A 23,326-nucleotide genomic window follows, 5' to 3' on the forward strand; every position below is an offset into this window, starting at 1 on the left:
AGCTGTTCCTCGCAAAAAGGCTGGAACTGGCACAATCGGACAGATGCCGCTTAGTTCCCGGGTCTGGTCGCGAATGCTGCCATGACGCAAGGCGAACGAGGCGTTCGCATTGGGTGAACCTTTTGCGGAGCGATCGAGGATGGCGCTGTACAGAAAGAGTGCGCACACTGACAGGCAATGAAGATGCCTTTAGCCGCGCCTTTGAACCGGCGCGGCATGTCTGCATCAAGGAAGGCGGCGAACCTCACGGATCGTGGCCAGGCCCTTGTAGCCTTCCTTGCTTCCAACGGCGGCCATGGCGTTGAACACACGTTCTGCATCGCCGAGACGCTTGAGGTTCAGATAGGCATAACCACGAATGGCCATGAGGTCGACGCGTTCAGTGGCAATACGCGAGCGTTGGTCGAGTGCAAGCAGAGCCTCGTTGTAGCGCTTCTGCTCATAGAAGCCGAGTGCGCGCTGCGTCAGGATGTCGACTTCCAGCTGATGGGAGCGCTTCGGGTCCTGCGCAGCCTTACTTGCCGACAGTGCCGCATCATCCACCATGTTGCGGCTGAGATAGGCGAGCGACTGGCCATAAGCCGCTTCACGCCGAACCGCATCATTACCGGTGCGGATCGCTTGTTCAAAGGTCGCAGCCGCCTCCAACGGCCGGTTCATTTCCGACAAGCACCAGGCGCGCGCCAAGGCAGCCTGTCCGGTCAGCTGCGTGTACTGATCCGTGGTGGAGCAGTTGCGGTTCTGGGACGCGCGATTGCCGCCGCCGGATGAACTGTTTTGCCGTGCCTGAGCAGGTGCTACGGCCGCATTCCGCGTTCGTGCGGTCGTGTAGGCTTCCTGTATGGTTGCACCGCGATCCACGTCAGTAACATCGGTCGGCGCCATACGATCGGCCATTGCGATGTTGCCGCTTGGAGCCGCTTGAGCCGGTGCGACAGCATAGCTTCCAGCGGGCGTCACCGTTTGCTGCGCAGGAGCGGTGTAGGCGGCGACTGGTGTTGTCGAAGCCGCTGCCGGCGCTGCGGGCGCTGCACTACTCACAGGCTGTCCCGTCCAAGGCGCATCGGTGGGAGCCGGAATGCGTCTGTTTGCCTGGGTCTGCTCGGCTGGTTCACCCAGATTGGCGATGCGCGTCGAGCGACCGGCCCACAGCCTCTGGATTTCACGGACACCAGCTTTGTCGCCGAGCAGGTTCAGCGTCAAAACCAGGCCGTAAGCAGAAGGTTCATCATCGGGCTTCCATTGCAAGGCCGTGGTAAACCACTGGGCTGCCGTTTGATGCTGGTTCAAATCGCGCGCATACCAGCCGAACTGCTGAGCTGCCGCTGGATCATGCGTTTCAGCGGTTTCCTGCGCCATGCGGGCAAGAATGGTTGGATCGATGACGACACGCGGCTCCGTGGCCAGGTAGTTGGCAGCGGCCGCCATGTAAACCTTGCGGATATCGTCGGTTTCGTCGCGGTACTTGTAGAGAATGTCCTCTGCTTCGCCAGGCTTGTTCAGAGCGATCTTGGCCAAGGCCAGCCCTTGAGCCGCTTCCGCGCTGTCTTCCCGCTCACGCGACTTGGTGAACCAGAGTTCCGCATCCTGCGGCTGGTCGCGGCGGATATAATACCAGCCGAGCAGGCGGGGATCGGATGCGTTGCCGGTGTCCGGCTCAGCAACGGCCTTCACAGCATTGAGATCTGACTGCGGCACCACAAGGTCGGGATCCTGACCGGCATTGGCGACGATCTGGCGGGACAGCGCCAAGCGGGCCTGCTCGAATTCGCCTTTGCCATCTGGACCCGTGCGCTCTGTGGCAAGGAGCTGATCCACCAGCGGCTTGGGCAGAAGCGGGATTGCCTTTTCCACGGTCGCAAGGCGCTGTTCGGGATCGTTGCAGCTGTCGAGCACGTATTTATAGGCGTCGCGTGCGCGCTCGGGACGATCCGTCTTTGCGAAAGCCTCGGCCAAACGCCAGAGAACATCGACCTCGGCGCATGTCAGCAGGCTCGGCGTGTCGGCCGCGGTGCGAACAACAGTCTCGTATTGCTTGAGATCGGACGCATTGATCAGCCGCTCACGCGCTTCTGCGACGCCCAGACGCTCGAGCATATCGGCCGGCACTTGCCAGCTGGGATCAGCCGCTTGCCGATCGGCGATGGCCTTGCGCAGCTCGGCATACTTGCCCTCGGAATAAAGCTGCCACATCGCATCAAGCTGCGGATCGCCAACATTGGGAACGGCCAAGGGATCGGCCGGCGGCGTCCAGTCGGGATAGAGCGCGCGAAGGCGGGCAATTTCGGCATCGAGACGCCGCTGGTCGCCTTGCCGCGCGAAATAGCGCAAGGCGCTTTCGTCGATCTTCGGCTCCGCTGTTGCATTTGCTGTAGCCGTGGCAGCCGGAGCCGGTACGGTTGGAACAGAAGGCGTCGATGCGTCGGAAGCAGACGTGTTGTTTGAAGCCGGATCAGCCTGTGCAACCAGGATCGATTTGCGGTCAGGCGCTTCGTCGGCGTAAGCCGCAAAAAACGATGTGGAGCGAACATGCTTCACCGGCAGTCCGCTCAGGCGGTCACTCTTTCCTCGTGCCGTCAGGCCAAGGCGATCGTCTTTGTCGCTGTGCCAGGTGTTCGCTGGAACAGAGCCGGTGGAACGAAAGTCGACCATCTGGGCTGGAGCCGGCGCAGCACTCGTTTGAGGCGCAACACCGATCGCGCCGCCAAGGTGCAGGATGGCCGTCGTGCTCAGGCTGGTCAGGATCGCAGTCGCGACGATCGCCGTTTTCACGTGCAGCCTCCCGGAATGTTCCTCAGGTAAGACAAAGCGAGCAACTGCAGTGTTGCAGGATAATAGTCGGTCGGCGTGAATTGCAGCAGATCCTGCGGCAACGGCTTCTTGTCGAGCACGCAAGCAACAAGCGATGGAATGATCCTGTAGCCGGGATCGGTCAGCGTTGCGGTGACCGCGCCGCTGTTCAGATTGACCAGCGACAGACCGGGTCCGCCCGCATCGGCCATGAAGGGGCGCAGCAGATTGCGATCGGTGATGCCGGCTCGGATCATGTAAAGCGGGATGCGGATCGCGTTGTAGCCGAATTCAGCGGTAAAGCCTTCAGCCGGTACCGGGTTCTGCTTGATCGAGACCCATTCCGCCGGCAACTGGCGCTCGCCGAAGCGGGCCGTCTGAACCAGGGCCTGCCCGGACCGCGACAGAGCCTTCCAGTCCACCGCTTTGTCGCGCGACGCAAAGCGGGTCATGGCTTCGAACACCCAGTACGATGGATTGACCACCGGACCATCTTCGCGCTCGGTGCTTTTAAAGCCGGTGACGCCCGGCAACAAGGTGATGCCGCCATTATCCGTGGGCACAACGACATGCTTTCCGATGGCCGCGATCATCGATTGGGCTGCGCTGGTCAGGTCCGGCCGCTGCCAGGCTTCACCGGCCAGCGACAATGCGTAAGCGATCAGGATGTCACCATCGCTTGCGTCGTTGGCGTCGGTGACGTGCGGGGTCTTGGTCGGATCCCAGCGCCAAACGGCCAAGCCATCGTCGCGCAGAAGCAACTCTGTCTTGGTGAAGGTCCAGATCTGATCGAAATCCGCAGCGCTGTTTGCGAGATAGGCCAAGATCAGGCCATAACCCTGGCCTTCCGAATGGCTGATGCCGCCATTGGCAGTGTCGATGATACGGCCGCTCGAATCGAGGAACTTGGCCTTGTAGGCAGCCCAATCCTCACCACTCACAGACCCGGCCGCTGCCGCGGTCGTCTGGGGCTGAGCCTGGGCGGGCATGGCCAAGCCAATCATCATGGCGAGTGCAGAAGCCGTGAGCAAACGAAGGTTCATTGACGCCTTCCCAGGTTCTTCAGGAGAGTTGCCGTGGCAATCCCAAGGAATATGCACATGATGAAAAGTCCTGCGGCATAGGACAGCACGTTGCCCGACAGCCAGTTGGCTAGGATAAGACGATAATTTGCCAGCGAGAACGGTTGTGTTTCGCGGAATTCGTAGGTGCTGACTTCGCGTGTGGACGTGATGTCGCCCGTTCTGTTGTAGAGCGTCATCTCGCCACCGACCTTGTTCCACTGCTCGGTATGCACGAGGCCGTCCGCGCCCTGCCACAGAGCCTCCGCCGTCGGCGCCGTGGCCAACGTCCAAATGTGGGTGTCATCGGGGGCAGGGCGTTGGGCAATCACGAACGACGTGTCGAAAGGCGGTGTGATCGGCTGTGCGGTGCGTGGGGTCAGGCGAAGCGTGTCGAGCGAAATGTCGAACTTGCTGTTCAGCCATTCGCTGAAGCCGTTGATCTGACCGCGCCAGCCGGCGCCGGAAAGCTGGTCGCGCCATTTGTCGAATGTAGCCGTTGTCTGCCCGGCGTTGCGGGTGGCAGTCGGCAGATCGGTTTCCTGGCCCCAGCTGACGCGGCTTTCGGCTGCCAAGCCAACCTGCGTCAGGACCTCGGGATCAAACCTGCCGATCGGTCCAAAGAACATGGCGTCACGCTCGCCGATCGCCTGAACCGAGTTCACCGGTTCGATGGCAAAGGGGCGGCCGGCGGCAAGCGTCAGCTTGGCCAACAAGGTTGCTGCCGTTGAAAGCGACTCAACCTCGCTCTTGTCGACCAGAACCGGGATCGGGTTCGACGAACGGTTATACGGGAAAGACGTGCCTGCCGTGCGCGCAAGATTGGGCAATTGGGCGATGCGTGCAAAACGCGGCATCTCGAAAGCCGAGGTGTCGAACATCACGAAGCGCGAATCGGTTTGACCTGTGGCGCCCGGAGCGCAGGCCGCATCCTTTTGCGTCATCAACACGGCTTCGATGGCGATCTTGTTCGCGCCCGGCCGGAAGTGGCGCATGGTCACTGGAACCGGCAACTTGCGCAAAATGGCACCGCCGGACGTCGTGATCGGTACCGTCGCCGCAATGTTGTCGTTGACGTAGATGTCGATGTGGCTTCCCGGCAGAACTTCTGCGGAGTAGGCGGCATCGAGGAGCAGCCGCGCTTGGCCGTAATCGTTGGCGTAGAAGTCCGACGGAATGCCGATCACGAAATCCGTGCGGAAGCGGCGTCCGGCAAATTCTTGGGTGGGAAGGCCAAGCTGTGCGAAGCTTTGCTGTCCGGCTTCAGAGAAGATGGGCGCATCCGGATAATGCCAGGCTTCGGTCGACAGAGTTGTTCGTGCGGTGTCTAGTGGCCGGTCAGCGGGTGCGATGACGCTTTCCACCGAAGACGCGATCGACTGCCATGTCGGGCCGGTGACCACCATCGTGTTTGGACCGGTTTTCTGGTCATCCACGAAGGTGATGGTTGGCGAAACGGTCGCGCCTTCCGGAACGGTCTGCAGCACCTGCGAAACTTCGGCAGGCAAGCCCACCACGACGTTCAGGGCACCTTCAGCCAGATTGGCTTCCGCTTCCCGGGAGACCGAGATGCGCTGGTTCGGCATGTTTGCGAACACGGCCAAGCCTTGTGACAATCGAAGCACAGGTCCGGTTGCCGCTGGACTGTCGACACCGGGTGCAATGATGTTGAAGCGCGTGTTGCCTTCTTCGTCGACGCCGATCGTGGACACGTCTTCGAAGTTGGTGATGTGACGTTCAGCGTTAGGCCCGAATGTCAGGAAGGTGCGCTCGGGCGCGATTTCCGACCAGAGCTCATATGTCGACTGGATCGTGCAATCGGTGCGGTGGCGCTGGCTGACATCGAACGAGATCAGGTTCTTGCCGGTTCGCAGCACATCGGCAGGCAGATTGACGATGACGTCGCTGACGCCTTCCGAGGATTGCACCGGCTGATCGAGAACCGTGACCCCGTTCATCGCGACCTTCACCCGAGACAGTTCGGGCGCGATCACCAGCGCGTTCTGGTAGCCGACATGCAGCTGCGTTGCCGTTCGCGCTTCGTCGGCCGTGAGCTGGACCGTCCACTGCTTGCGCGCGATCTCGCCATTGAGGGACAGCTTGTCGCTCGGGATGAGGAAGCGCCGCATGCCGCTGCCGGACGGCTGTGTTGATGGCGAGGACACCATGGACGCAGGCGGAAGCGGCGTCGTCGTGTTGGACGGCGCGCTGGACTGGGGGTGCGGCAGTGGAACAGCGGCCGCAGGTGCGGCGGCTGGCGGAGCAGATGGTGCCGGCGTCGGAGCAACGGCAGGCTGCGCAGGAGCAGTCGGTGCCGACGGTGTTGCATCCGGAGTTTGTTGTTCTTCCTTGCGCTCGGTCGACATGTCGAACGGCACCGACTGACCGGAAGCCAGACCAGTGGTGACCAGCAAGGATGCGGCGAGAAGGGTCGTTCGTTTCATCGGGCTGCCTTTGCGGCAACCGGCTTGGCCGGACGGCTCGAGCGCGCGAGGTAAACGAGGCCGCGATAGGTCTGGAACAGCGCCAGACCGAAGAAGCGCACGGTTCCTTTCAGCAGGCCCGGATTACCGCGGCGCGACAGCTGGAACTGCGTCCACTGGCTGGAGTCGGCGAAAACGAGATCGGCGATCAGCTTCTGATGCAGCGGCTCCTGTGGCGCGAACAAGCAGCCAATGGCAGTTGTTTCGCCCAGCGTCTGAACGTTGCGGATATTCATCGGCAAAATGTGCTGTTCTTGATCGAAATAGGTCTTGAAGCGAACGCCGGAGAGATCGTTCACCTTCGCTGCCGACGCTTCATGACCGTAAAGCACGATGCGAACGCCATAGACCGAGACGTCCTCGATCGTACCTGGCAGCCATTGCTCGCCGAACTGGAATTCGCAGCGGCGGCTGACCTTGATGCGCCGCGTGATCTGCCGTTCGCCGCGCTCAGACACCACGCCGAGGGCTGCACCCGCCATGATCAGGTTCAGCAAGTTCCAACCACCCACGACCAAGGTGACGTCGGCTTTGAAGGGCTCGGTGTAGACGCGGTAGATCGTGACGAAAACAGCGACCAGAAGAACCGCAAAGATGATAAAGAACGGGGTCGAAATCTCCGACAAGCGGCTGGTCGAGATCGATTCATCCTTGGCCGTCACCTTGAAGGTCGGCTTGCTCGGATGGAGGATCACGGAAATAACGGCCGGCAGAAGATGCACGGTCTGAACATATTCGTAGAGTTCCGAGATCCAGGGCCAGCGGAACGCGCCATACAGATAGTTCTGCATGATCAGGTTCACGACCATGTAGGTCAACGTGTAGGCCATGAACTCGCCGCCCGAGGCGGTGAAGATCTCGAGGTCGAAGAACAGGTAGAACAAGGGCGCGACCAGGAAGATGGCGCGTGGAAACGGGAACAGCCAGAACAGCGTCGAGGACATGTAGCAAAGGCGCTGCGGCAGGGAGAGGCCGCGCTTCAGGGGCGGAAAGCGATAACGCAGGATCTGCATCATGCCCTGGGCCCAGCGGCTGCGCTGGCCGATGAAGCTTGCGAATGTAGCAGGCTGAAGGCCGGCAATGAGCGGCTTGTCGATATAGATCGACTTCCAGCCCTTGCCGTGCAGAGCCAAAGCTGTTTCGCAGTCCTCGGTGATGGAGATGCCGCTGAAGCCGTCTGTTTCAGCAAGCGCTTTGCGTGACAGAACGGCAGCAGAGCCGCAAAAGAACGAGGCGTTCCACTTGTCCAGACCGCGCTGAATGATGCCGTAGAACATCTCGTTCTCGGACGGCATCTTCTCGAAGGTCTGAAGATTGCGCTCAAGCGGATCGGGATTGAGGAAGAAGTGCGGGGTTTGCACGAGGAAGAGTTTGTCTTCTTCCTGGAAGTAGCCAACCGTTTCCAGCAGAAAGTCGCGTGCCGGCGCATGGTCGGCATCGAAAACCGCGATCAGATCGCCGCTCGAATGTGCAAGTGCGTTGTTGAGATTGCCAGCTTTTGCGTGCTCGTTGCGCTCGCGCGTGATGTAAATCGCGCCGAGATCTTCCGCGAGCTTTTTCAGCTCCACATAGCGAGCCTCGGCGGCATGTGCGTCGGTGATCTTGGTGGAATTACGCTTCTGAACGGATCCGCCGTCGTCCAGCAGCCACACCTTGAACTTGTCGGCGGGGTAATCCATCGACACGGAGGCAGCGATGGTCTTCGCCAGCAGATCGGAATCTTCGTTGTAGGTCGGGATGAAGACGTCGACGGTCGGCAGGTTGTCCCAATCCTCGCGCTGCGCCTCGGCGCGCGACGGCTTCGCCGGCAGCGGCAGAGCCACCACGAAAAGGCTGATGGCCAGCATCATCACGCTGTACATTTCAGCGAGATAAAGCAGCAAGCCGGGAATGAAATCTTCGAGCTGATTGACCGGAGGCAAGGTGCTGGTCGTGCGCCAGTAGACATAACGCATGACGATTGCCGTTCCGAAGGCAAGCGAGATCAGGCGCCAGATGCCTTCCGCGCTGATCGACTTCAGGATCATCATCACGGACAACACGAACAGGCCTGCGATGAGCTGCGTCCGCAAGCTGATCGGCAGCGTAACCAGCGCGACCACAGCCACCGACATGACGGCCCAGAATGCTACGAATACGAGCTTTCTCATGAGCGCCTGTGTCCCTTCAGCTGTGATTGAAACAAGGCAATCAACTGCTTGGTCGCGCTTGCCATCGAGAACACATCAAAGCCATGGGGGTTAACGAGCGGTGAATATCTGTTAACGCGCCGCCAAATCGTCTGCGAACGTGAAGAAACCCTTGAGGATCCGAGATCCGTGGCGGTCTCACCACCGTTCATCCAGTTAAGAGAGCCCAAGACCGGCATGATCTGTTTTACCGGTTATCCGGGGGTGGAGCAGGCACGGCTCCAAACCCGCTCGAGGTCGCTTGCGAAGTCGTTGTCGGCACAGCAGTTCTCGGCGCAGATGGCGCCGCGTCGGACGAACCTGAAACCGGCGGCAACAAAGTGGAGATCGAGCGTGTCGCGCCTCCACTTGGAGCTGCCGTCGAAGCAGAAGGCGAAGCTTGCGGTGCGGTGATGGGGCCGGTTCTTGCCGACGGAGGCGGTGGCGGAACCGTTGGGCCCACCGGCTGAAGCAATTCAACCGGCGGTGCAGAAACCGGTGCGGCGGCAGCCTGGGTGCGACGCGGCGCACGCCTTGTCGGCGCAGGCGCAGGTGGCGGAGCAGGCTGTTGCAGCACCGGCTCCAACTGGCCAAGGGCAGTCGGATAAACATCCGGTCCTGGTACGCCCAGGCTTTCGGGTACTTTGGATGGATCACCGTAGGGGTTCCATCCCTCGGCATCCACGAAGACGTTGGCGGTATAGCCGTACATCACGGCGAGCAACTGCGCTTCCGTTGCGCCGGTCTCGCAAAGCCGCAGACGAATATCGATCGAGCCGCGGTCATTCCAAGAGAACTGACGCGAGCGAATGTTCTGGAAGCCGTACAGGCAGGTCTCGCGCCCCCTGCGGCCGACGGCATAGCCGAAGGGTCCGTAGCGGTTCTGGACATAGAAAGGTGCGCGCTGAAGCGGCAGACCCGGAACGACGCGCCGAATTTCGCTATCTATGTTGCGAAGTGGCTGGAACTGCTCGGGCATGGCCGTTTGGCCTTCCGCAACCGCCTTGATCGGCCCGTAAAGTCGAACACGGAAGCTGTTCTGAACAGGCAAGGTCGATTTGGTCGCAAGCGCAATGTCTTGCTGGATGCCGTTTGTGTAGGTGCGCTCGGTTACTGCGACCACCGCAGGGCCGCCCGGCGGGGGCAGGATATAGGCTGAGCTGTTTGCGACAACGCGCTCAACGGAAGATGTGCCTACCTGCAGTGTGCGCGTGCATCCGGTCGACGCAAAAACCGCTGCGGCTGTCAGGAACAACAGCCCTAATCGTCCAGCGGTCATTGAGTTTATGCGCTTCATAACCGAGTTGCATATGAGATTCGGCAAGAAGCAAGAAGAGCGCGCCGGTTACTGTCTCCAGACCGGCGCAAGCTTCGCGAACAAGGAAGCTGGCAAGATCAAGTGGCCAGTGCATTGTCGAGGAGCGATGCACCGCCAATCTTCACCGAATGCCTCAAATACAGCGGCCGCCGTCGACTTCCATGGCCACGCCGGTGACCATGCTGGCCTCATCCGAGCACAGGAAACATGCCGCATTGCCCATATCTTCCGGGGTCGAGAAGCGCCCGATAGGGATTGTGGACAGGAATTTGGCGCGAATGTCCGGTGTGTCCTCGCCCATGAAGGTCTTGAGCAGCGGGGTATCGCCGGCAACCGGGTTGATGGCGTTGACCCGGATGCCGAACGGCGCGAGTTCGACGGCCATGCCGCGTGTTGCCGTGATGGCCCAGCCCTTGGACGCGTTGTACCAGGTCAGGTTCGGACGAGGGCTGACGCCACCGGTCGAGGCAACGTTGAGGATCGCGCCATATGTCTGCGCCTTGAACAGCGGCACGATAGCCTTGGCGCCGAAATAGATCGCCTTCATGTTTACGGCGGCCACGCGATCGAACACGTCTTCTTCCACCGATTCAAGCGGCTGGGGCAGGTGGCCGACACCGGCATTGTTGACCAGGATGTGGACGCCGCCGAAGGCCGACTTCGTGGCGTCAACGATCGACTCGAACCCGCCTTGCGACGCGACATCGGCTTCAAAGGCTTGCACCTGTTCACCAATGCTCTCTGCAACGCGGCGTGCGCCTTCGAGATTGCGATCAGCGATCAAAACCTTGGCACCTTCGGCCGCGAACTTGCGGACGATGCCCTCGCCAAAGCCGGATCCGCCGCCGGTCACGATCGCAATCTTGTTTTCAAGACGCATGGTTCTCATCCCTTTCCAATTATCGGTGCTGTTCGGGAGGCTTAAAGTGCTCATCGCGCATTCTTGTCAACTGAAGAGGGCGACTCACGCTTCCGCCATTTTGCTGCCGTAATTCGTTAATGCAGTACTAAGGGTTGTGTGTGCACAACAACAAGGAAGACGAGGGCTCGGGACGGGCTGCGTCGAACCACGATCCGGGTGTATGCCGGTGTCAGTAGTGCGTGCGTGGGGACAAACAGGATGCGAGTGGCTTCCGTCAAAGCGGTGCGACGTGTCACGGGTGTGGTTGCAGTGTCGATGCTGGCCGTTCTGGTCGCGTCCTGCGCAAGCCAGCAGAAGACGTCTTCAAAGAAGACGCGCTCTAAGGAATATTTTGCCGAGTCCGTTTATGGCGTGAAGGCAAGCCCGCGCGTCAGCAACCTGCGCACGAAGCTTCCGCGTGGCGGTGGCCGCGACCAGACGGGCAAGCCCTACATGGTCAAGGGCCGCTGGTATTACCCCAAGGAAGAAAAAGGCTACTCCAAGACCGGCGAGGCGTCCTGGTATGGTTCGGCCTTCCACGGTCGCCTGACCGCCAACGGCGAGATCTACGACATGACGCATCTGACGGCTGCGCATCCGACGATGCCGCTGCCGAGCTATGCGCGCGTCACCAACATGAAGAACGGCAACTCGGTTATCGTGCGCGTCAACGATCGTGGTCCTTATGAAAAGGGCCGCGTGATCGACTTGTCGCAGAAGGCGGCTGAGATGCTTGATTACGCCCATTCCGGCATGGCGTCGGTGAAGGTGGATTACGTCGGCCGTGCACCGCTGGACGGCAAGGACGACAGCTACCTCATGGCCTCGTATCGACCCGGCAACGGCGCGCTCGATCCAAGCGACGGCCTGCCGACCGGCGTGATGGTTGCCATGAACGGTGCAACGCGCAGCAGCGCTTCTTCGTCGGCTTCGACGGTCGCTTATCCGAATGGCGGTCTTGCGGCCTTCGGTGCGGTTTCGGTCGCTTCGGTGGTTCTGCCGGATTACGGCCCGATGGCGCCGGATCGTCCGGGCGCTTTCCAGGTTGCCAGCACGACAATGCCGGTTCTCGGCTATGCCGAGCAGCGTTCCGCCAAGGCTGCAGCAGCTTTCTCTGCACTGGAAGGCAAGACGCCGGTTGCTGCCGCCGTTGCCAATCAGTGGAAGCAGGCGCTGGATGGTTTGAACGACTATGTCGCCGTCGGCACCTATGCGACGCAAGAAGAAGCGCTGAAGCGTTCCGCAGCCTTGTCGTCCTTCGGCAAGATCGGCTTCGAGATGTCCGATGCGGGTGTGGCGCTCACTTTGCGTCCCGATGGTCGCACAGCCATCGACGACATGCTGCAGGCTGCCTGGGACAATGGCGCGTCCGACGCTTTCGTGATCCACGACTGAGATGTCGTTTACCTCCATCTGCTAGGATAAAGGAGGACGCACCTCCTTTGAACGCAGATGGAATGGCAGTGTTGACCCACAAACATCGCGGCAGACTGACTGGCCTGAGCCTCGCTCTCGTGCTTCTCGCGCCAACGGCTTGGGCGCAAGGAGAGGCTTCCAAGCAGCGGTTCGAGACCAAGGCCCCGCAAGCCTTTCTGATGGAAGCCAAGACCGGCACCGTGCTTTTTTCCAAGCAGCCGGATACGCTGATTGCGCCGGCCGCCCTTGCCAAGCTGATGACGATGGAAGTCGTGTTCGACGCGCTCAAGTCGGGCCGTGCCAAGCTCGACGATGTTTACACCGTGAGCGAGAATGCCTGGCGCACCGGCGGTGCCCCGTCACGCGGCTCCACGATGTTTGCCGCGGTCAAGTCGCAGCTGACGCTCAACGATCTCATTCAAGGTGCAATCGTTCAGTCCGCCAATGATGCCTGCATCATCATTGCGGAAGGTATGGCGGGTTCGGAAGCAAAGTTTGCCGAGCTGATGAACGAGCGCGCGCGCGAAATCGGCCTCAAGAAGTCCGTGTTCAAGAATGCCACTGGTCTGCCTGCGGAAGGGCAGGTGGTCAGTCTCAGCGAACTCGCTATTCTCGGTCGCCACATCTGGGAGACCTATCCCGAGCTTTATCGCATCTATGCGCAGCGCGACTTTACCTGGAACAAGATCACCCAGCGAAACCGAAATCCGCTTCTGTCGGCCGGGATTGGTGCCGATGGCATGGGAACGGGCTACACAGAAGCCAGCGGCTACGCCATTCTGGGTTCCGCCGAGCAGAACGGACGCCGTTTGTTTGCCGCGATGAGTGGCATGACGAGTGAAGCCGAGCGTGCGCAGGAAGCACGCAAGTTGCTCGATTACGGCCTCAACGGTTTTGAAGATGCCCACTTGTTCGATGCCGGCGCTATCATCGGCACGGCGCGCGTTTATGGCGGCATGAAGCAGGACGTGCCGCTGAAGTCACTCGATCCAGTCGAGGTCTTCGTGCCGCTGACCGACAAGGATCTCGTCAAGGTTCACCTTGTTTACGACGGACCTTTGCGCGCGCCGATTGCTTCGAACCAGCCGATCGGATCGCTGGAAGTCTGGATTGGAGACAGTCTTGCGAAAAGCTTTCAGCTGGCTGCAGCCGAAGATGTCGCGCTTGGTTCGCTGAGCAGCCGCGCCGCGGATGCCGCCCATGAGCTTGCCTTTGGATGGCTGCGCTAGAACCAGCCAGCCACGTCTGGATATGCCGGGACGTATAGCTTAGATGTCCGGCAGGCGGATCAACTGCCGGGACGGTCTCTTTGGCACACGGTTTTTTCATTACATTCGAAGGCGGTGAGGGCGCTGGAAAGTCCACGCAGATCCGCCGCTTTGCCAAGCGACTGGAAGCGGCCGGCCGCGATGTGGTGGTCACGCGTGAGCCAGGTGGTTCGCCCGGTGCGGAAGCGGTGCGCCATGTGCTCTTGTCCGGTGCCGCCGAACCCTTCGGGCCGAAGACCGAAGCGATCCTGTTTTCTGCCGCGCGTGCGGATCATGTCGACACGGTCATCCGCCCCGCCGTTGAAGCCGGAAAAGTCGTTCTGTGCGACCGCTACATGGATTCGTCGCGTGTTTATCAGGGCGTCACCGGCAACCTCGATCCCCATTTCATGCGCGGGCTCGAATCTGTTGCGATCGACGGCATGCTGCCGGATCTCACGCTCATTCTGGACATCGATCCTCGTCTCGGCCTCACACGCGCCAGTCAGCGTCGTGGGAACGACGAGGCCGATCGCTTCGAAAAGGAAACGCTGGCGATCCACCGCGCCCGTCGTGAAGCCTTCCTGGAGATTGCCCGCAACGAGCCGGAGCGATGCGCCGTGGTCAACGCTTCGCATGATGTGGAGAGAACGGCACAGGGCATCTGGCAAGCCGTGCAGGAGCGTCTTCCCGAGCTTGCTCAAGCCGATAAGGTGAGTGGCGATGTATGAGCGTCTTGCGCCACTGACCCACGATTCGCTGGACGACATTCCTGAACCGTCCGAGACCTTGCGGCTCGTCGGGCACCATGACGCGCGCGAAATGCTGCGTTCGGCTCATGCTGGAAGCAAGCTGCATCACGCGATCCTGCTGTCTGGCCCGCAAGGCATCGGCAAGGCTACGCTGGCCTTTCAGTTTGCAGCTCAGCTTTTGGGCGAGGGCACGCCCGGCGGCTTTGATCCGCGTGATCCCGCCGGAGGGCTGTATCGTCAGATCGCCAGCGGCGCGCATCCCGGCGTGCTGCATCTCAGCCGCCCTTATGACGACAAGACGAAGAAATTCCGCACTGTCATCACGGCCGACGAGATCCGCCGCGTGAGCCGGTTCCTGTCTTTGCGCACACATGACGGCGGTTATCGCATCGTGATCGTCGATCCCGCCGACGACATGAACCGCAGTGCGGCCAATGCTTTGCTGAAGAACCTGGAAGAACCACCTTCGAAGGTGTTGTTTATCCTGATCTCGCATTCGCCCGGCAGGCTGCTGCCCACCATTCGCTCGCGCGCGCAGGTCATCAAGTTCCAGCCGTTGGGCGTCGACGATCTTTTCGAGGCAATGGGTGCGCTTCAGGTTGCGCTCCCGGGTACAGCTGAGGAGCGCGCAGAGCTGGCGCGCCGTGCCGGTGGCAGCCCGCGGGCGGCCATTCTTCTGACGCTGCATGGCGGCCTTGAAATCGCGCAAGCAACCGACAAGCTGATCGCCGGTCGCTCGAATGATGTGGCTGCAGCCTACAAGCTCGCCGATGCCGTGACCGGCCGCGATGCCGGCATGCAGTTCCAGCTGTTCAACGCTTATGCGCTTGAGCGTCTGTCGGAAGCGGCAACGACGCTTGGTCATGACGGGCATGCGGCTGCGGCTGCACGTGTCGCCGATGCCTGGACCGATGCCACGCGGCGCATTGGAGAAACGGAAGCCTATAATCTCGACAAGAAGCAGCATGTCATGTCCATGCTTCAAACGCTTCGCGAGCAGCTGGCGGCCTAAGCGTCTGGCCATCCGGGCGGGGATGGTCTAGGGAGCAGGCTTTCCCAATTGGCCGCACCCGAATGTCCGAAAAATACTACATCACAACCGCGATCTCTTATCCCAATGGCAAGCCGCATATCGGCCATGCCTATGAACTGATCGCCTGTGATGCGATGGCGCGTTTCCAGCGCAAGGATGGCAAGGACGTCTTGTTCGTGACGGGCACGGATGAGCACGGCATCAAGATGCTGCAGACTGCGCGCAAGGAGGGCATTCCTGTTCGTGAGCTGGCAGACCGCAACGCCGCCGAATTCCAGCGCATGGCTGCCTCGCTGAACGCCTCCAACGACGACTTCATCCGCACCACAGAAGAGCGTCACAAGATTGCCTCGCAAGCGATCTGGAAAGCCATGGAAGCAAGCGGCGACATCTACAAGGGTGGTTACGCCGGCTGGTATTCCGTGCGTGATGAAGCCTATTACGGCGAAGAAGAAACCGAAGTTCGTCCCGATAATGTTCGCTATGGGCCGCAGGGCACGCCTGTGGAGTGGGTCGAGGAGGAAAGCTACTTCTTCCAGTTGTCGGCCTATCAGGACAGGCTGCTTGCGCTTTACGAATCCAATCCCGGCTTCATCGCTCCGAACGAGCGTCGTAACGAGATCGTGAGCTTCGTCCGCTCCGGCTTGAAGGACCTGTCGATCTCGCGCACCACCTTCGACTGGGGCATTCCGGTGCCGGGCGACGAGAAGCATGTGATGTATGTGTGGGTCGATGCCTTGACTAACTACCTCACGGCTACCGGCTTTCCAGACGTCGATGCAGCCCGCTGGAAATACTGGCCAGCTGACGCGCATGTCATCGGCAAGGACATCACGCGCTTCCACGCCGTGTATTGGCCGGCCTTCCTGATGTCTGCCGGCATCGAGTTGCCGAAGCGCGTGTTCGGCCATGGCTTCGTGTTCAACCGGGGTGAGAAGATGTCGAAGTCGGTCGGCAACGTCATCGATCCGATGGCTTTGGCCGAACATTATGGGCTGGACCAGCTTCGCTATTTCCTTTTGCGTGAAGTGCCATTCGGTCAGGACGGCAACTACAGCCATGAAGCGATCGTCAACCGCACCAATGCGGATCTCGCAAACGACCTCGGTAATCTCGCGCAGCGCTCGCTGTCGATGATTGCCAAGAACTGCGAGGGCAGGGTGCCCTCGCCGGCGGCGACGAACGACACAGACCGGGGGATTCTGGCGCAAGCCGACGCGGCACTTGCGACGGCACGCGAAGCGATGGCCGGACAGGCGACGCATCATGCGCTGGCAGCGATCTTTGCCGTGGTGTCGGACGCCAACCGGTATTTCGCGGCGCAGGAACCCTGGGCGCTGAAGAAGACCGACCCGGCGCGCATGGAGGCTGTGCTTTATACCACGGCGGAAGTCATCCGGCGCGTCGCCATTCTTTGCACGCCGTTCATCCCGGCATCGGCCGACAAGCTGCTCGATCTGCTCGACGTACCCGCCGATCAGCGCAGCTTCGGCGATCTGGGCGATGCCGGTGCATTGAAGGCAGGTGCGAGCTTGCCGGCTCCCCAGGGCGTGTTCCCGCGCTATGTCGAAAGCGCAACTGAACAGGCCTGATCATGCTGGTTGATAGCCACTGCCATCTCGACTTTCCCGACTTTGGAGCCGAGCGCGAAGCGATCGTCGAGCGCGCGCGGGCGGCAGGTGTCGGCACAATGGTCACCATCTCCACACGTGTTCGGCAGTTCGACCGCCTGCGCGCGATCGTGGCTGCTTATGACGATGTCTGGTGCTCAATCGGCACGCATCCGCATCAAGCGGGCGAAGAAGCGGATGTGACGCTGGACGAGATCCTGCGCATCGCCGAAGAGCCGAAAGTCGTGGCGATCGGCGAGGCGGGTCTCGATTACTTCTACGACAAGGCGCCGCGCGATCTGCAGGCGCAAGGCTTCCGGACGCATATCGCAGCCGCGCGGACAACCGGATTGCCGCTCGTTATCCATGCGCGCGACGCGGATGATGATGTGGCGGCCATTCTGCGCGACGAAAGCGAAAAGGGCGCCTTCCCGTTCATTCTGCATTGCTTTTCGTCCGGTCCGGACCTGGCGCGCATCGGTGTTGAACTTGGCGGCTATGTCTCGTTTTCCGGCATCCTGACGTTCAAGAAGTCGGAAGCGCTGCGGGAGATTGCAGCCAACGTGCCGCGCGATCGTCTGCTCGTCGAAACCGACGCGCCATTTCTTGCGCCGTTGCCGCATCGCGGCAAGCGCAACGAACCGTCTTTCGTGGTCAACACCGCGCGTGTGCTGGCCGACGTTCATGGGGTTTCGGCGGAAGAGATGGCTGACGCCACGACAAACAACTTCTTCCGTTTGTTCGCGAAATGTCGCCGTCCGGCAAAAGCTGATTGATCGCATGACTGACCGGCTGCGCCTGACAATCCTTGGCTGCGGCTCGTCGCCCGGCGTGCCGCGTCCGAATGGCGACTGGGGCGCGTGCGATCCTTCGAACCCCAGGAACAAGCGCAAACGCGCTGCGGCCCTGGTTGAGCGTATTTCCCCTAGCGGCATCACCCGGGTGGCAATCGACACCGGCCCCGATTTTCGCGAGCAGATGATTGCGGCCAAGGTCGACTTTCTCGACGCGGTGGTTCTGACGCATGCTCATGCCGACCATATCCATGGCATCGACGACCTGCGAAGCTACTATCTCGACAAGCGGCAGCTGATTGATGTCTATTCCGATCAGGCGACATTCGAGCGCGTCGATCAGGCCTTCGGCTATTGCTACACGACGCCAGCTGGCAGCAGCTATCCGCCCATCCTGCGGGATCGGCGCATCCAGCATTTCGAGCCATTTACAATCGAAGGGAAGGGGGGTGCCCTCACCTTCGAGCCGCTGCCACAGCAGCACGGCGATATCGTCTCGCTTGGCTTCCGGCTCGGGTCGATCGCCTATTGTTCCGATGTCAGCCAGTACCCCGAAGCGACCGCGGATCGTCTGCACGGCCTCGACTGCCTGGTGATCGACGCGCTGCAATATCGCAGTCATCCCAGCCACTTCTCTTTGAGCGAGGCGCTAGGCTGGATCGAACGTCTGGCGCCGAAGCGCGCCGTTCTCACCCATATGCACGTGCCGCTGGATTACGATGTCGTTCAGCGCGAAACACCCGATCACGTTGCGCCGGCCTATGATGGCCTGGTGATCGAAGCTGACTACGTGGATCAGATCTGAGCTTTTCCGAGCGCCGCCCTTGACAGCATTGCCGTTGCAGTGACGTCATACGTTTGGCCAATTGTTTGTTTGAACGCGCTGAAGGAGGTTCGGTGCGTCCATCCTTGATGGCTGCAATTTTGGGAGGAATTGATGAAACGTGCTGCTCTGGCGACAGGTCTGGCTTTGCTCTTCGCTGCAAGTCCGGCTCTAGCGCAGGAAATTTCCGATGATGTCGTCAAAATCGGCATTCTGAACGACCAATCCGGTGTTTATGCCGACTTCGGCGGCAAGAACTCGGTTGAAGCGGCCAAGATGGCGGTCGAGGATTTCGGTGGGATCGTGGCTGGTAAGCGGATCGAGATCGTCTCCGCCGATCACCAGAACAAGGCAGACATCGCCGCAAACATCGCGCGGCAATGGTATGATCTGGATCAGGTCGACACGATCATGGATCTGACCACATCCTCGGTCGGTCTGGCCGTGCAGGCCTTGTCGGCCGAAAAGAAGAAGATCACCATCAACACCGGCGCCGCCACGGCGGAACTGACCGGCAAGCAATGCACGCCCTACGGCTTCCATTGGGCCTATGACACGCATGCGCTGGCTGTCGGTACCGGTGGTCAGCTTGTGAAGGAAGGCGGCGACAGCTGGTTCTTCATCACGGCCGATTACGCCTTCGGCCATTCGCTCGAGCAACAAACCGGCGATCTCGTGAAAGCCAGCGGCGGCACTGTTGTCGGTGCTACGCGCCATCCGCTCGGCACCAGCGATTTCTCGTCCTTCCTGCTGCAGGCGCAATCATCCGGCGCCAAGATCGTCGGCTTGGCCAATGCCGGCACTGATACGGCCAACGCCATCAAGCAAGCCTCGGAATTCGGCATCGTGGAAAGCGGGCAGCGCTTGGCTGGCTTGCTGGTGACATTGGCCGAGGTTCACGGCTTGGGCTTAGAAACCGCTCAAGGTCTGGTGCTGACGGAAGGCTTCTACTGGAAGCGGACGCCGGACACCGAAAAGTTCAGCAAGCGCTTCTTTGAACGCACCAATGCCATGCCGAACATGATCCATGCCGGCACATACTCGGCTGTGCTCCAGTATCTGAAAGCCGTGGAGAAGACGAAGAGCGACGACACGGAAACGGTCGCCAAGGCGCTGCATGAAATGCCGGTCAACGACATCTTCGCTGAGAACGGCACGGTCGGCGCGAACGGTCGCATGTTCCACGACATGTATCTCATGCAGGTGAAGAAGCCCGGCGAGAGCGATGTGCCTTGGGACTACTACACGGTGCTGGCCACAGTGCCGGGTGATCAGGCTTTTGCAAAGCCTGCCGAAAGCGGCTGTCCGCTGGTGAAGTAACCTGACACGTGCGGCGGGATCACGGATATCCCGCCGCATCGTCACGGCTCTCTTCATTACTCTGTTCCATAATCCATCTTATGTGATCCAGATTGCTGCACTTGTATGGGGAAGTCGCTACCCATCTGATGTGGATAGACCCTTCCCGCTGCCGACGATCCTTGCCGATCCTTCGAGGCAAGCGCTACGATCGGGCATGAAGCCCAGCAAAGACATTTCCCGCCTGCTCGAAATCATGACCGCTCTGCGCACGCCGGAAACCGGTTGCCCTTGGGACCTGGAGCAGGATTTCGCGTCCATCGTGCCGTACACGATCGAGGAAGCATACGAGGTCGCGGATGCGATCGAGCGCAATGACCTCGATGATCTGCGTGACGAACTCGGTGACCTCCTGTTGCAGGTTGTCTACCATGCCCAGATGGCAAGCGAAGCCGGCGCGTTCGACTTCGGTGATGTCGTCGAGGCCGTCACGACCAAGATGATCCGTCGCCACCCACATGTCTTCGGCGATGCGCGGGCTGCTGATGGCGGCATGGCGAAGGGTCAGTGGGAGCGCATCAAGGCTGAGGAGAAAGCCGAAAAGCGTGCGCGTCGCCTGGCCCGCGGTTTACCGGCCGAGGATCATGGTGCGGGTTATCTCGACTCACTTCCCGTCAATATGCCGGCGCTCACGCGGGCATTGAAGCTGCAAGGCAAAGCGGCGAAGGTCGGTTTTGACTGGGCGGAAGCCGAACCGATCCTGGCCAAGATCGAAGAAGAAATTGGTGAGTTTCGCGAGGCTCTCAGGCAGAACGACGCGGCTGCCAAGGCGGACGAGTTCGGCGATGTGCTGTTTTCGCTGGTGAACCTAGGCCGGCACCTCGACCTTGATGCGGAAGCCGCTTTGCAAGGCACGAATGCCAAGTTCAAGACGCGCTTTCACGCCATCGAAAACGCGTTGAAAGAAGACGGCCGTACATTGGCGGACAGCAACCTGGAAGAGATGGAAGCGCTTTGGCAGAAAGCCAAGACGCTTCCGTCAGGCAGCGCCACCTAAACGCGCTTCGATCTCGGTACGGCGCGCTTGCGTGGCGCGCAGCGTGAGGGCCACGGAGCCGTCTTCGCGATCTTCGCGCTCGACAACATCGCCGCCGCGGTAGATCCAGTCTAGAAGGCCGAGTTGGTCGTTATGAAGCACGATCTCGATGTTTGCCAGCTTGCCGGCAATGCGGGTTTCTATCAGCTCCGCCAGTGCCGGAATGCCCTCGCCTGTAATGGCCGAGATCGAGATCGGCGGTCCGTCCGTCGCTTGCAGAAGCTGCTCACGGGTCGCATCATCGATCAGGTCGACCTTGTTCCAGACTTCGACGACATGCTCGGCATCTTCCGCGTCGATGCCGAGATCGGAAAGGATCTGCTCCACATCCTCGGCTTGTGCTGCCGTATCCGGGTCTGAAATGTCGCGGAGATGGATCACCAGATCCGCTTCCACGACTTCTTCAAGCGTCGCGCGGAACGCGGCGACGAGATGGGTTGGAAGATCGGAAATGAAGCCGACGGTGTCCGACAGGATGATCGTGGTGCCATGCGGCAGCTGCACGCGCCGCAGCGTCGGATCGAGCGTCGCAAACAGCATGTTCTCGGCCAGAACGCCGGCGCCCGTCAGGCGGTTGAACAGCGTGGATTTGCCGGCATTGGTGTAGCCGACGATCGAGACGATCGGAAACGGCACCTTACGGCGCTTTGCACGATGCAGGTCGCGCGTGCGACGAACCGTTTCCAGCTCGCGCTTCAGCTTGATGATCTTGTCTTGCAGGAGACGGCGATCGGCCTCGATCTGGGTTTCACCGGGACCACCGAGGAAACCCGCGCCACCGCGCTGCCGTTCAAGGTGGGTCCAGCTGCGAACGAGCCTGCCGCGCTGATAGTTCAGATGCGCAAGCTCGACCTGAAGCGAACCTTCCTTGGTGCGCGCGCGACGTCCGAAGATTTCGAGGATCAGACCCGTTCGGTCGAGAACCTTGATGTTCAGTTCTTTTTCGAGATTGCGCTGCTGCACCGGCGTCAGCGGATGGTCGATGATCGCGAGGTTGGCTTTCGCTTCCTTCGCGATCTCGGCCATCTCGGCGACTTTGCCTGAGCCGAGCAGCGTGCCCGGTTTGGGATCGGCCAGCATCACAATGTCGGTGAAAACGGGTTCGAGGTCGATGGCCTGCGCCAGACCCACGGCCTCTTCGAGACGCGCTTCCGGAGAGCGACCTAGACGAGGCCGACCGCTATGCTCGTCCTCGTTGCGCTGATGGCGCGTGAGAACGGGAACGATGACGAGGGTGCGTCCTGTTGAACCGCCCTCGCCGAGCTCGAGATCTGGGCGCTCAGTGCCCATTCCGGTCAATTCAGCCAATCAGGCGTCCCGGCCTGCTTCTTCACCTTCAAACATCTGAACCGGCTGGCTCGGCATGATGGTGGAGATGGCATGCTTGTAGACGAGCTGCGAATGCCCGTCGCGGCGCAAGAGAACACAGAAATTGTCGAAAGACGTCACGACGCCTGTCAGCTTGACGCCGTTGATCAGAAAGATCGTGAGCGGATTCTTGGTCTTGCGGACCGAGTTGAGGAAAAGATCCTGCAGATTTTGTGCGCGTTCGGCCATTCTTTTTATCTTTCGCCGGTCTCGTAGAGGGGATGATGCCGGGGCCTGGAAGAAGCCGACACAAGAAAGGTCTTACGCAAGTCTGCGCGCAACATTTCTTCCCCCTCTTTGCGGGTATCAGGCCTTCATTTTTTCCGCAATGTCAAAAAACGCCTGACGCAGCGAGGAGGCGATGGAACCGGGGTGTCCGTTGGCAATGGAGCGATCGTTGATGGTGACCACTGGCGTCACCAGCGTCGTCGCCGAGGTGATGAATGCTTCACGCGCATCATAGGCTTCTTCGACGGTGAACGGCCGTTCTTCAACGGAAAGACCATGCTTCTTGATGATGTCGAGCACCGTTGTGCGCGTCACGCCGCGCAGAATGCCCGAGTCGGCCGGCCGAGTAACCAGAACGCCGTCCTTGGTGATGATCCAGGCGTTCGTTGAAGCGCCCTCTTTCACCGTGCCGTCCGGATCGACGAACCACGCTTCTTGAGCGCCGGCTTCCTTGGCCTGTTGCTTGGCCAGAACATTGGGCAACAAGCCAACCGACTTGATGTCCACGCGCTCCCAACGGTTTTCAGCGACCGTGATGACCTTGATGCCGCTTTCGGCGCGTTTGTTGCCGCCGGCCGGATCGATGCGCTTCGCCGTGACAACGAGGCTCGGCTTGGTATTGGCAGGAAATGCATGATCGCGCGGTGCGACGCCGCGTGTGACCTGGAGATAAACGAGGCCGTTTTCAACCATGTTGCGGCGGATGACCTCGCGCATGACGGTCAGAAGCGGCTGACGCGCCATGGGCGAAGCGATCTTCAGCTCACGCAGCGATCGGTCCAGCCGCTCAAGATGGCGGGTACTGTCGATGATGTGGCCCCGCGCGATCTCGCAAACCTCGTATACGCCGTCAGCGAATTGGTAGCCGCGATCTTCGATATGCACGGCTGCATCTGCGTGGACGGTGTAGCGGCCATTGACGTAAGCAATTCTTGGCAC

Annotated in this window: 17 protein-coding genes and 1 pseudogene; 9 read left to right on the top strand and 9 right to left on the bottom strand. The window is 60.5% G+C overall.

What is annotated here, in order from left to right:
* Positions 1-225: 225 nt before the first annotated feature.
* From JYU29_RS06800 to JYU29_RS06825, 6 genes are all read right to left on the bottom strand, one after another.
* Positions 226-2,772 (bottom strand): cellulose synthase, encoded by a 2,547-nt coding sequence (locus JYU29_RS06800; RefSeq protein ID WP_213983920.1) that lies wholly within the window; start codon positions 2,770-2,772, stop codon positions 226-228.
* A complete protein-coding gene (locus tag JYU29_RS06805; RefSeq protein WP_213983921.1) occupies positions 2,769-3,833 on the bottom strand; it encodes a family 8 glycosyl hydrolase in 1,065 nt (354 codons plus the stop codon). Before JYU29_RS06805 ends, JYU29_RS06800 begins: the two co-directional genes overlap by 4 nt.
* Positions 3,830-6,295, bottom strand: a complete 2,466-nt coding sequence (locus JYU29_RS06810) for a cellulose biosynthesis cyclic di-GMP-binding regulatory protein BcsB (protein WP_213983922.1) — start codon at positions 6,293-6,295, stop codon at positions 3,830-3,832. The genes JYU29_RS06805 and JYU29_RS06810 overlap by 4 nt, the downstream gene beginning before the upstream one ends.
* Positions 6,292-8,484, bottom strand: a complete 2,193-nt coding sequence (bcsA, locus tag JYU29_RS06815; RefSeq protein ID WP_213983923.1) for a UDP-forming cellulose synthase catalytic subunit — start codon at positions 8,482-8,484, stop codon at positions 6,292-6,294. Before bcsA ends, JYU29_RS06810 begins: the two co-directional genes overlap by 4 nt.
* Before the next feature lie 226 nt (positions 8,485-8,710).
* On the bottom strand, positions 8,711-9,799 hold the full coding sequence (gene bcsN, locus JYU29_RS06820) for a cellulose biosynthesis protein BcsN (RefSeq protein WP_347879859.1): 1,089 nt from the start codon (positions 9,797-9,799) through the stop codon (positions 8,711-8,713).
* A 154-nt stretch (positions 9,800-9,953) separates the two neighbouring features.
* Positions 9,954-10,700 carry a glucose 1-dehydrogenase gene (locus tag JYU29_RS06825; RefSeq protein ID WP_213983925.1) on the bottom strand — a complete coding sequence of 249 codons (747 nt, stop codon included), beginning with the start codon at positions 10,698-10,700 and terminating at the stop codon, positions 9,954-9,956.
* A 240-nt stretch (positions 10,701-10,940) separates the two neighbouring features.
* Between JYU29_RS06825 and JYU29_RS06830 the strand changes: the two genes are divergently transcribed.
* From JYU29_RS06830 to mazG, 9 genes and pseudogenes are all read left to right on the top strand, one after another.
* Complete coding sequence (locus JYU29_RS06830; RefSeq protein WP_213983926.1) at positions 10,941-12,116, top strand: septal ring lytic transglycosylase RlpA family protein; 1,176 nt, start codon at positions 10,941-10,943, stop codon at positions 12,114-12,116.
* A 62-nt stretch (positions 12,117-12,178) separates the two neighbouring features.
* Complete coding sequence (locus tag JYU29_RS06835; RefSeq protein WP_213983927.1) at positions 12,179-13,366, top strand: D-alanyl-D-alanine carboxypeptidase family protein; 1,188 nt, start codon at positions 12,179-12,181, stop codon at positions 13,364-13,366.
* Between the two features lie 80 nt (positions 13,367-13,446).
* A complete protein-coding gene (gene tmk, locus JYU29_RS06840; RefSeq protein ID WP_213983928.1) occupies positions 13,447-14,115 on the top strand; it encodes a dTMP kinase in 669 nt (222 codons plus the stop codon).
* Complete coding sequence (locus tag JYU29_RS06845; protein WP_213983929.1) at positions 14,108-15,148, top strand: DNA polymerase III subunit delta'; 1,041 nt, start codon at positions 14,108-14,110, stop codon at positions 15,146-15,148. The genes tmk and JYU29_RS06845 overlap by 8 nt, the downstream gene beginning before the upstream one ends.
* 35 nt (positions 15,149-15,183) lie before the next feature.
* Positions 15,184-16,761: pseudogene (gene metG / locus JYU29_RS06850) on the top strand (methionine--tRNA ligase); the annotation flags it as partial.
* A gap of 2 nt (positions 16,762-16,763) precedes the next feature.
* Positions 16,764-17,555, top strand: a complete 792-nt coding sequence (locus JYU29_RS06855; RefSeq protein WP_213983931.1) for a TatD family hydrolase — start codon at positions 16,764-16,766, stop codon at positions 17,553-17,555.
* A gap of 4 nt (positions 17,556-17,559) precedes the next feature.
* A complete protein-coding gene (locus tag JYU29_RS06860) occupies positions 17,560-18,378 on the top strand; it encodes an MBL fold metallo-hydrolase (RefSeq protein ID WP_213983932.1) in 819 nt (272 codons plus the stop codon).
* A 132-nt stretch (positions 18,379-18,510) separates the two neighbouring features.
* Entirely contained in the window at positions 18,511-19,716 is a 1,206-nt protein-coding gene (locus JYU29_RS06865) for an ABC transporter substrate-binding protein (protein WP_213983933.1), read from the top strand.
* A 196-nt stretch (positions 19,717-19,912) separates the two neighbouring features.
* Positions 19,913-20,752, top strand: coding sequence for a nucleoside triphosphate pyrophosphohydrolase (gene mazG / locus JYU29_RS06870; protein ID WP_213983934.1), 840 nt, complete (start codon positions 19,913-19,915; stop codon positions 20,750-20,752).
* Here the strand turns inward: mazG and hflX are convergent.
* From hflX to JYU29_RS06885, 3 genes are all read right to left on the bottom strand, one after another.
* On the bottom strand, positions 20,735-22,081 hold the full coding sequence (gene hflX / locus JYU29_RS06875) for a GTPase HflX (protein WP_213984306.1): 1,347 nt from the start codon (positions 22,079-22,081) through the stop codon (positions 20,735-20,737). The genes mazG and hflX overlap by 18 nt on opposite strands.
* A gap of 18 nt (positions 22,082-22,099) precedes the next feature.
* Positions 22,100-22,348, bottom strand: a complete 249-nt coding sequence (hfq, locus tag JYU29_RS06880; protein WP_213983935.1) for an RNA chaperone Hfq — start codon at positions 22,346-22,348, stop codon at positions 22,100-22,102.
* Positions 22,349-22,465: 117 nt separating this feature from the next.
* Complete coding sequence (locus JYU29_RS06885) at positions 22,466-23,326, bottom strand: D-amino-acid transaminase (protein WP_213983936.1); 861 nt, start codon at positions 23,324-23,326, stop codon at positions 22,466-22,468.

Source organism: Tianweitania aestuarii (genome assembly GCF_018457165.1).
Classification (GTDB): Bacteria; Pseudomonadota; Alphaproteobacteria; order Rhizobiales; family Rhizobiaceae; genus Tianweitania; species Tianweitania aestuarii.

What these genes read in the sequence shown, in the direction of transcription:
- bcsA (WP_213983923.1), bottom strand. Translation starts at nt 8,484, where the DNA reads ATGAGAAAGCTCGTATTCGTAGCATTCTGGGCCGTCATGTCGGTGGCT.
- mazG (WP_213983934.1), top strand. Translation starts at nt 19,913, where the DNA reads ATGAAGCCCAGCAAAGACATTTCCCGCCTGCTCGAAATCATGACCGCT.
- JYU29_RS06865 (WP_213983933.1), top strand. Translation starts at nt 18,511, where the DNA reads ATGAAACGTGCTGCTCTGGCGACAGGTCTGGCTTTGCTCTTCGCTGCA.
- hflX (WP_213984306.1), bottom strand. Translation starts at nt 22,081, where the DNA reads ATGGGCACTGAGCGCCCAGATCTCGAGCTCGGCGAGGGCGGTTCAACA.
- JYU29_RS06830 (WP_213983926.1), top strand. Translation starts at nt 10,941, where the DNA reads ATGCGAGTGGCTTCCGTCAAAGCGGTGCGACGTGTCACGGGTGTGGTT.
- hfq (WP_213983935.1), bottom strand. Translation starts at nt 22,348, where the DNA reads ATGGCCGAACGCGCACAAAATCTGCAGGATCTTTTCCTCAACTCGGTC.
- bcsN (WP_347879859.1), bottom strand. Translation starts at nt 9,799, where the DNA reads ATGAAGCGCATAAACTCAATGACCGCTGGACGATTAGGGCTGTTGTTC.
- JYU29_RS06845 (WP_213983929.1), top strand. Translation starts at nt 14,108, where the DNA reads ATGTATGAGCGTCTTGCGCCACTGACCCACGATTCGCTGGACGACATT.
- JYU29_RS06825 (WP_213983925.1), bottom strand. Translation starts at nt 10,700, where the DNA reads ATGCGTCTTGAAAACAAGATTGCGATCGTGACCGGCGGCGGATCCGGC.
- JYU29_RS06805 (WP_213983921.1), bottom strand. Translation starts at nt 3,833, where the DNA reads ATGAACCTTCGTTTGCTCACGGCTTCTGCACTCGCCATGATGATTGGC.
- JYU29_RS06860 (WP_213983932.1), top strand. Translation starts at nt 17,560, where the DNA reads ATGACTGACCGGCTGCGCCTGACAATCCTTGGCTGCGGCTCGTCGCCC.
- JYU29_RS06810 (WP_213983922.1), bottom strand. Translation starts at nt 6,295, where the DNA reads ATGAAACGAACGACCCTTCTCGCCGCATCCTTGCTGGTCACCACTGGT.
- JYU29_RS06835 (WP_213983927.1), top strand. Translation starts at nt 12,179, where the DNA reads ATGGCAGTGTTGACCCACAAACATCGCGGCAGACTGACTGGCCTGAGC.
- JYU29_RS06855 (WP_213983931.1), top strand. Translation starts at nt 16,764, where the DNA reads ATGCTGGTTGATAGCCACTGCCATCTCGACTTTCCCGACTTTGGAGCC.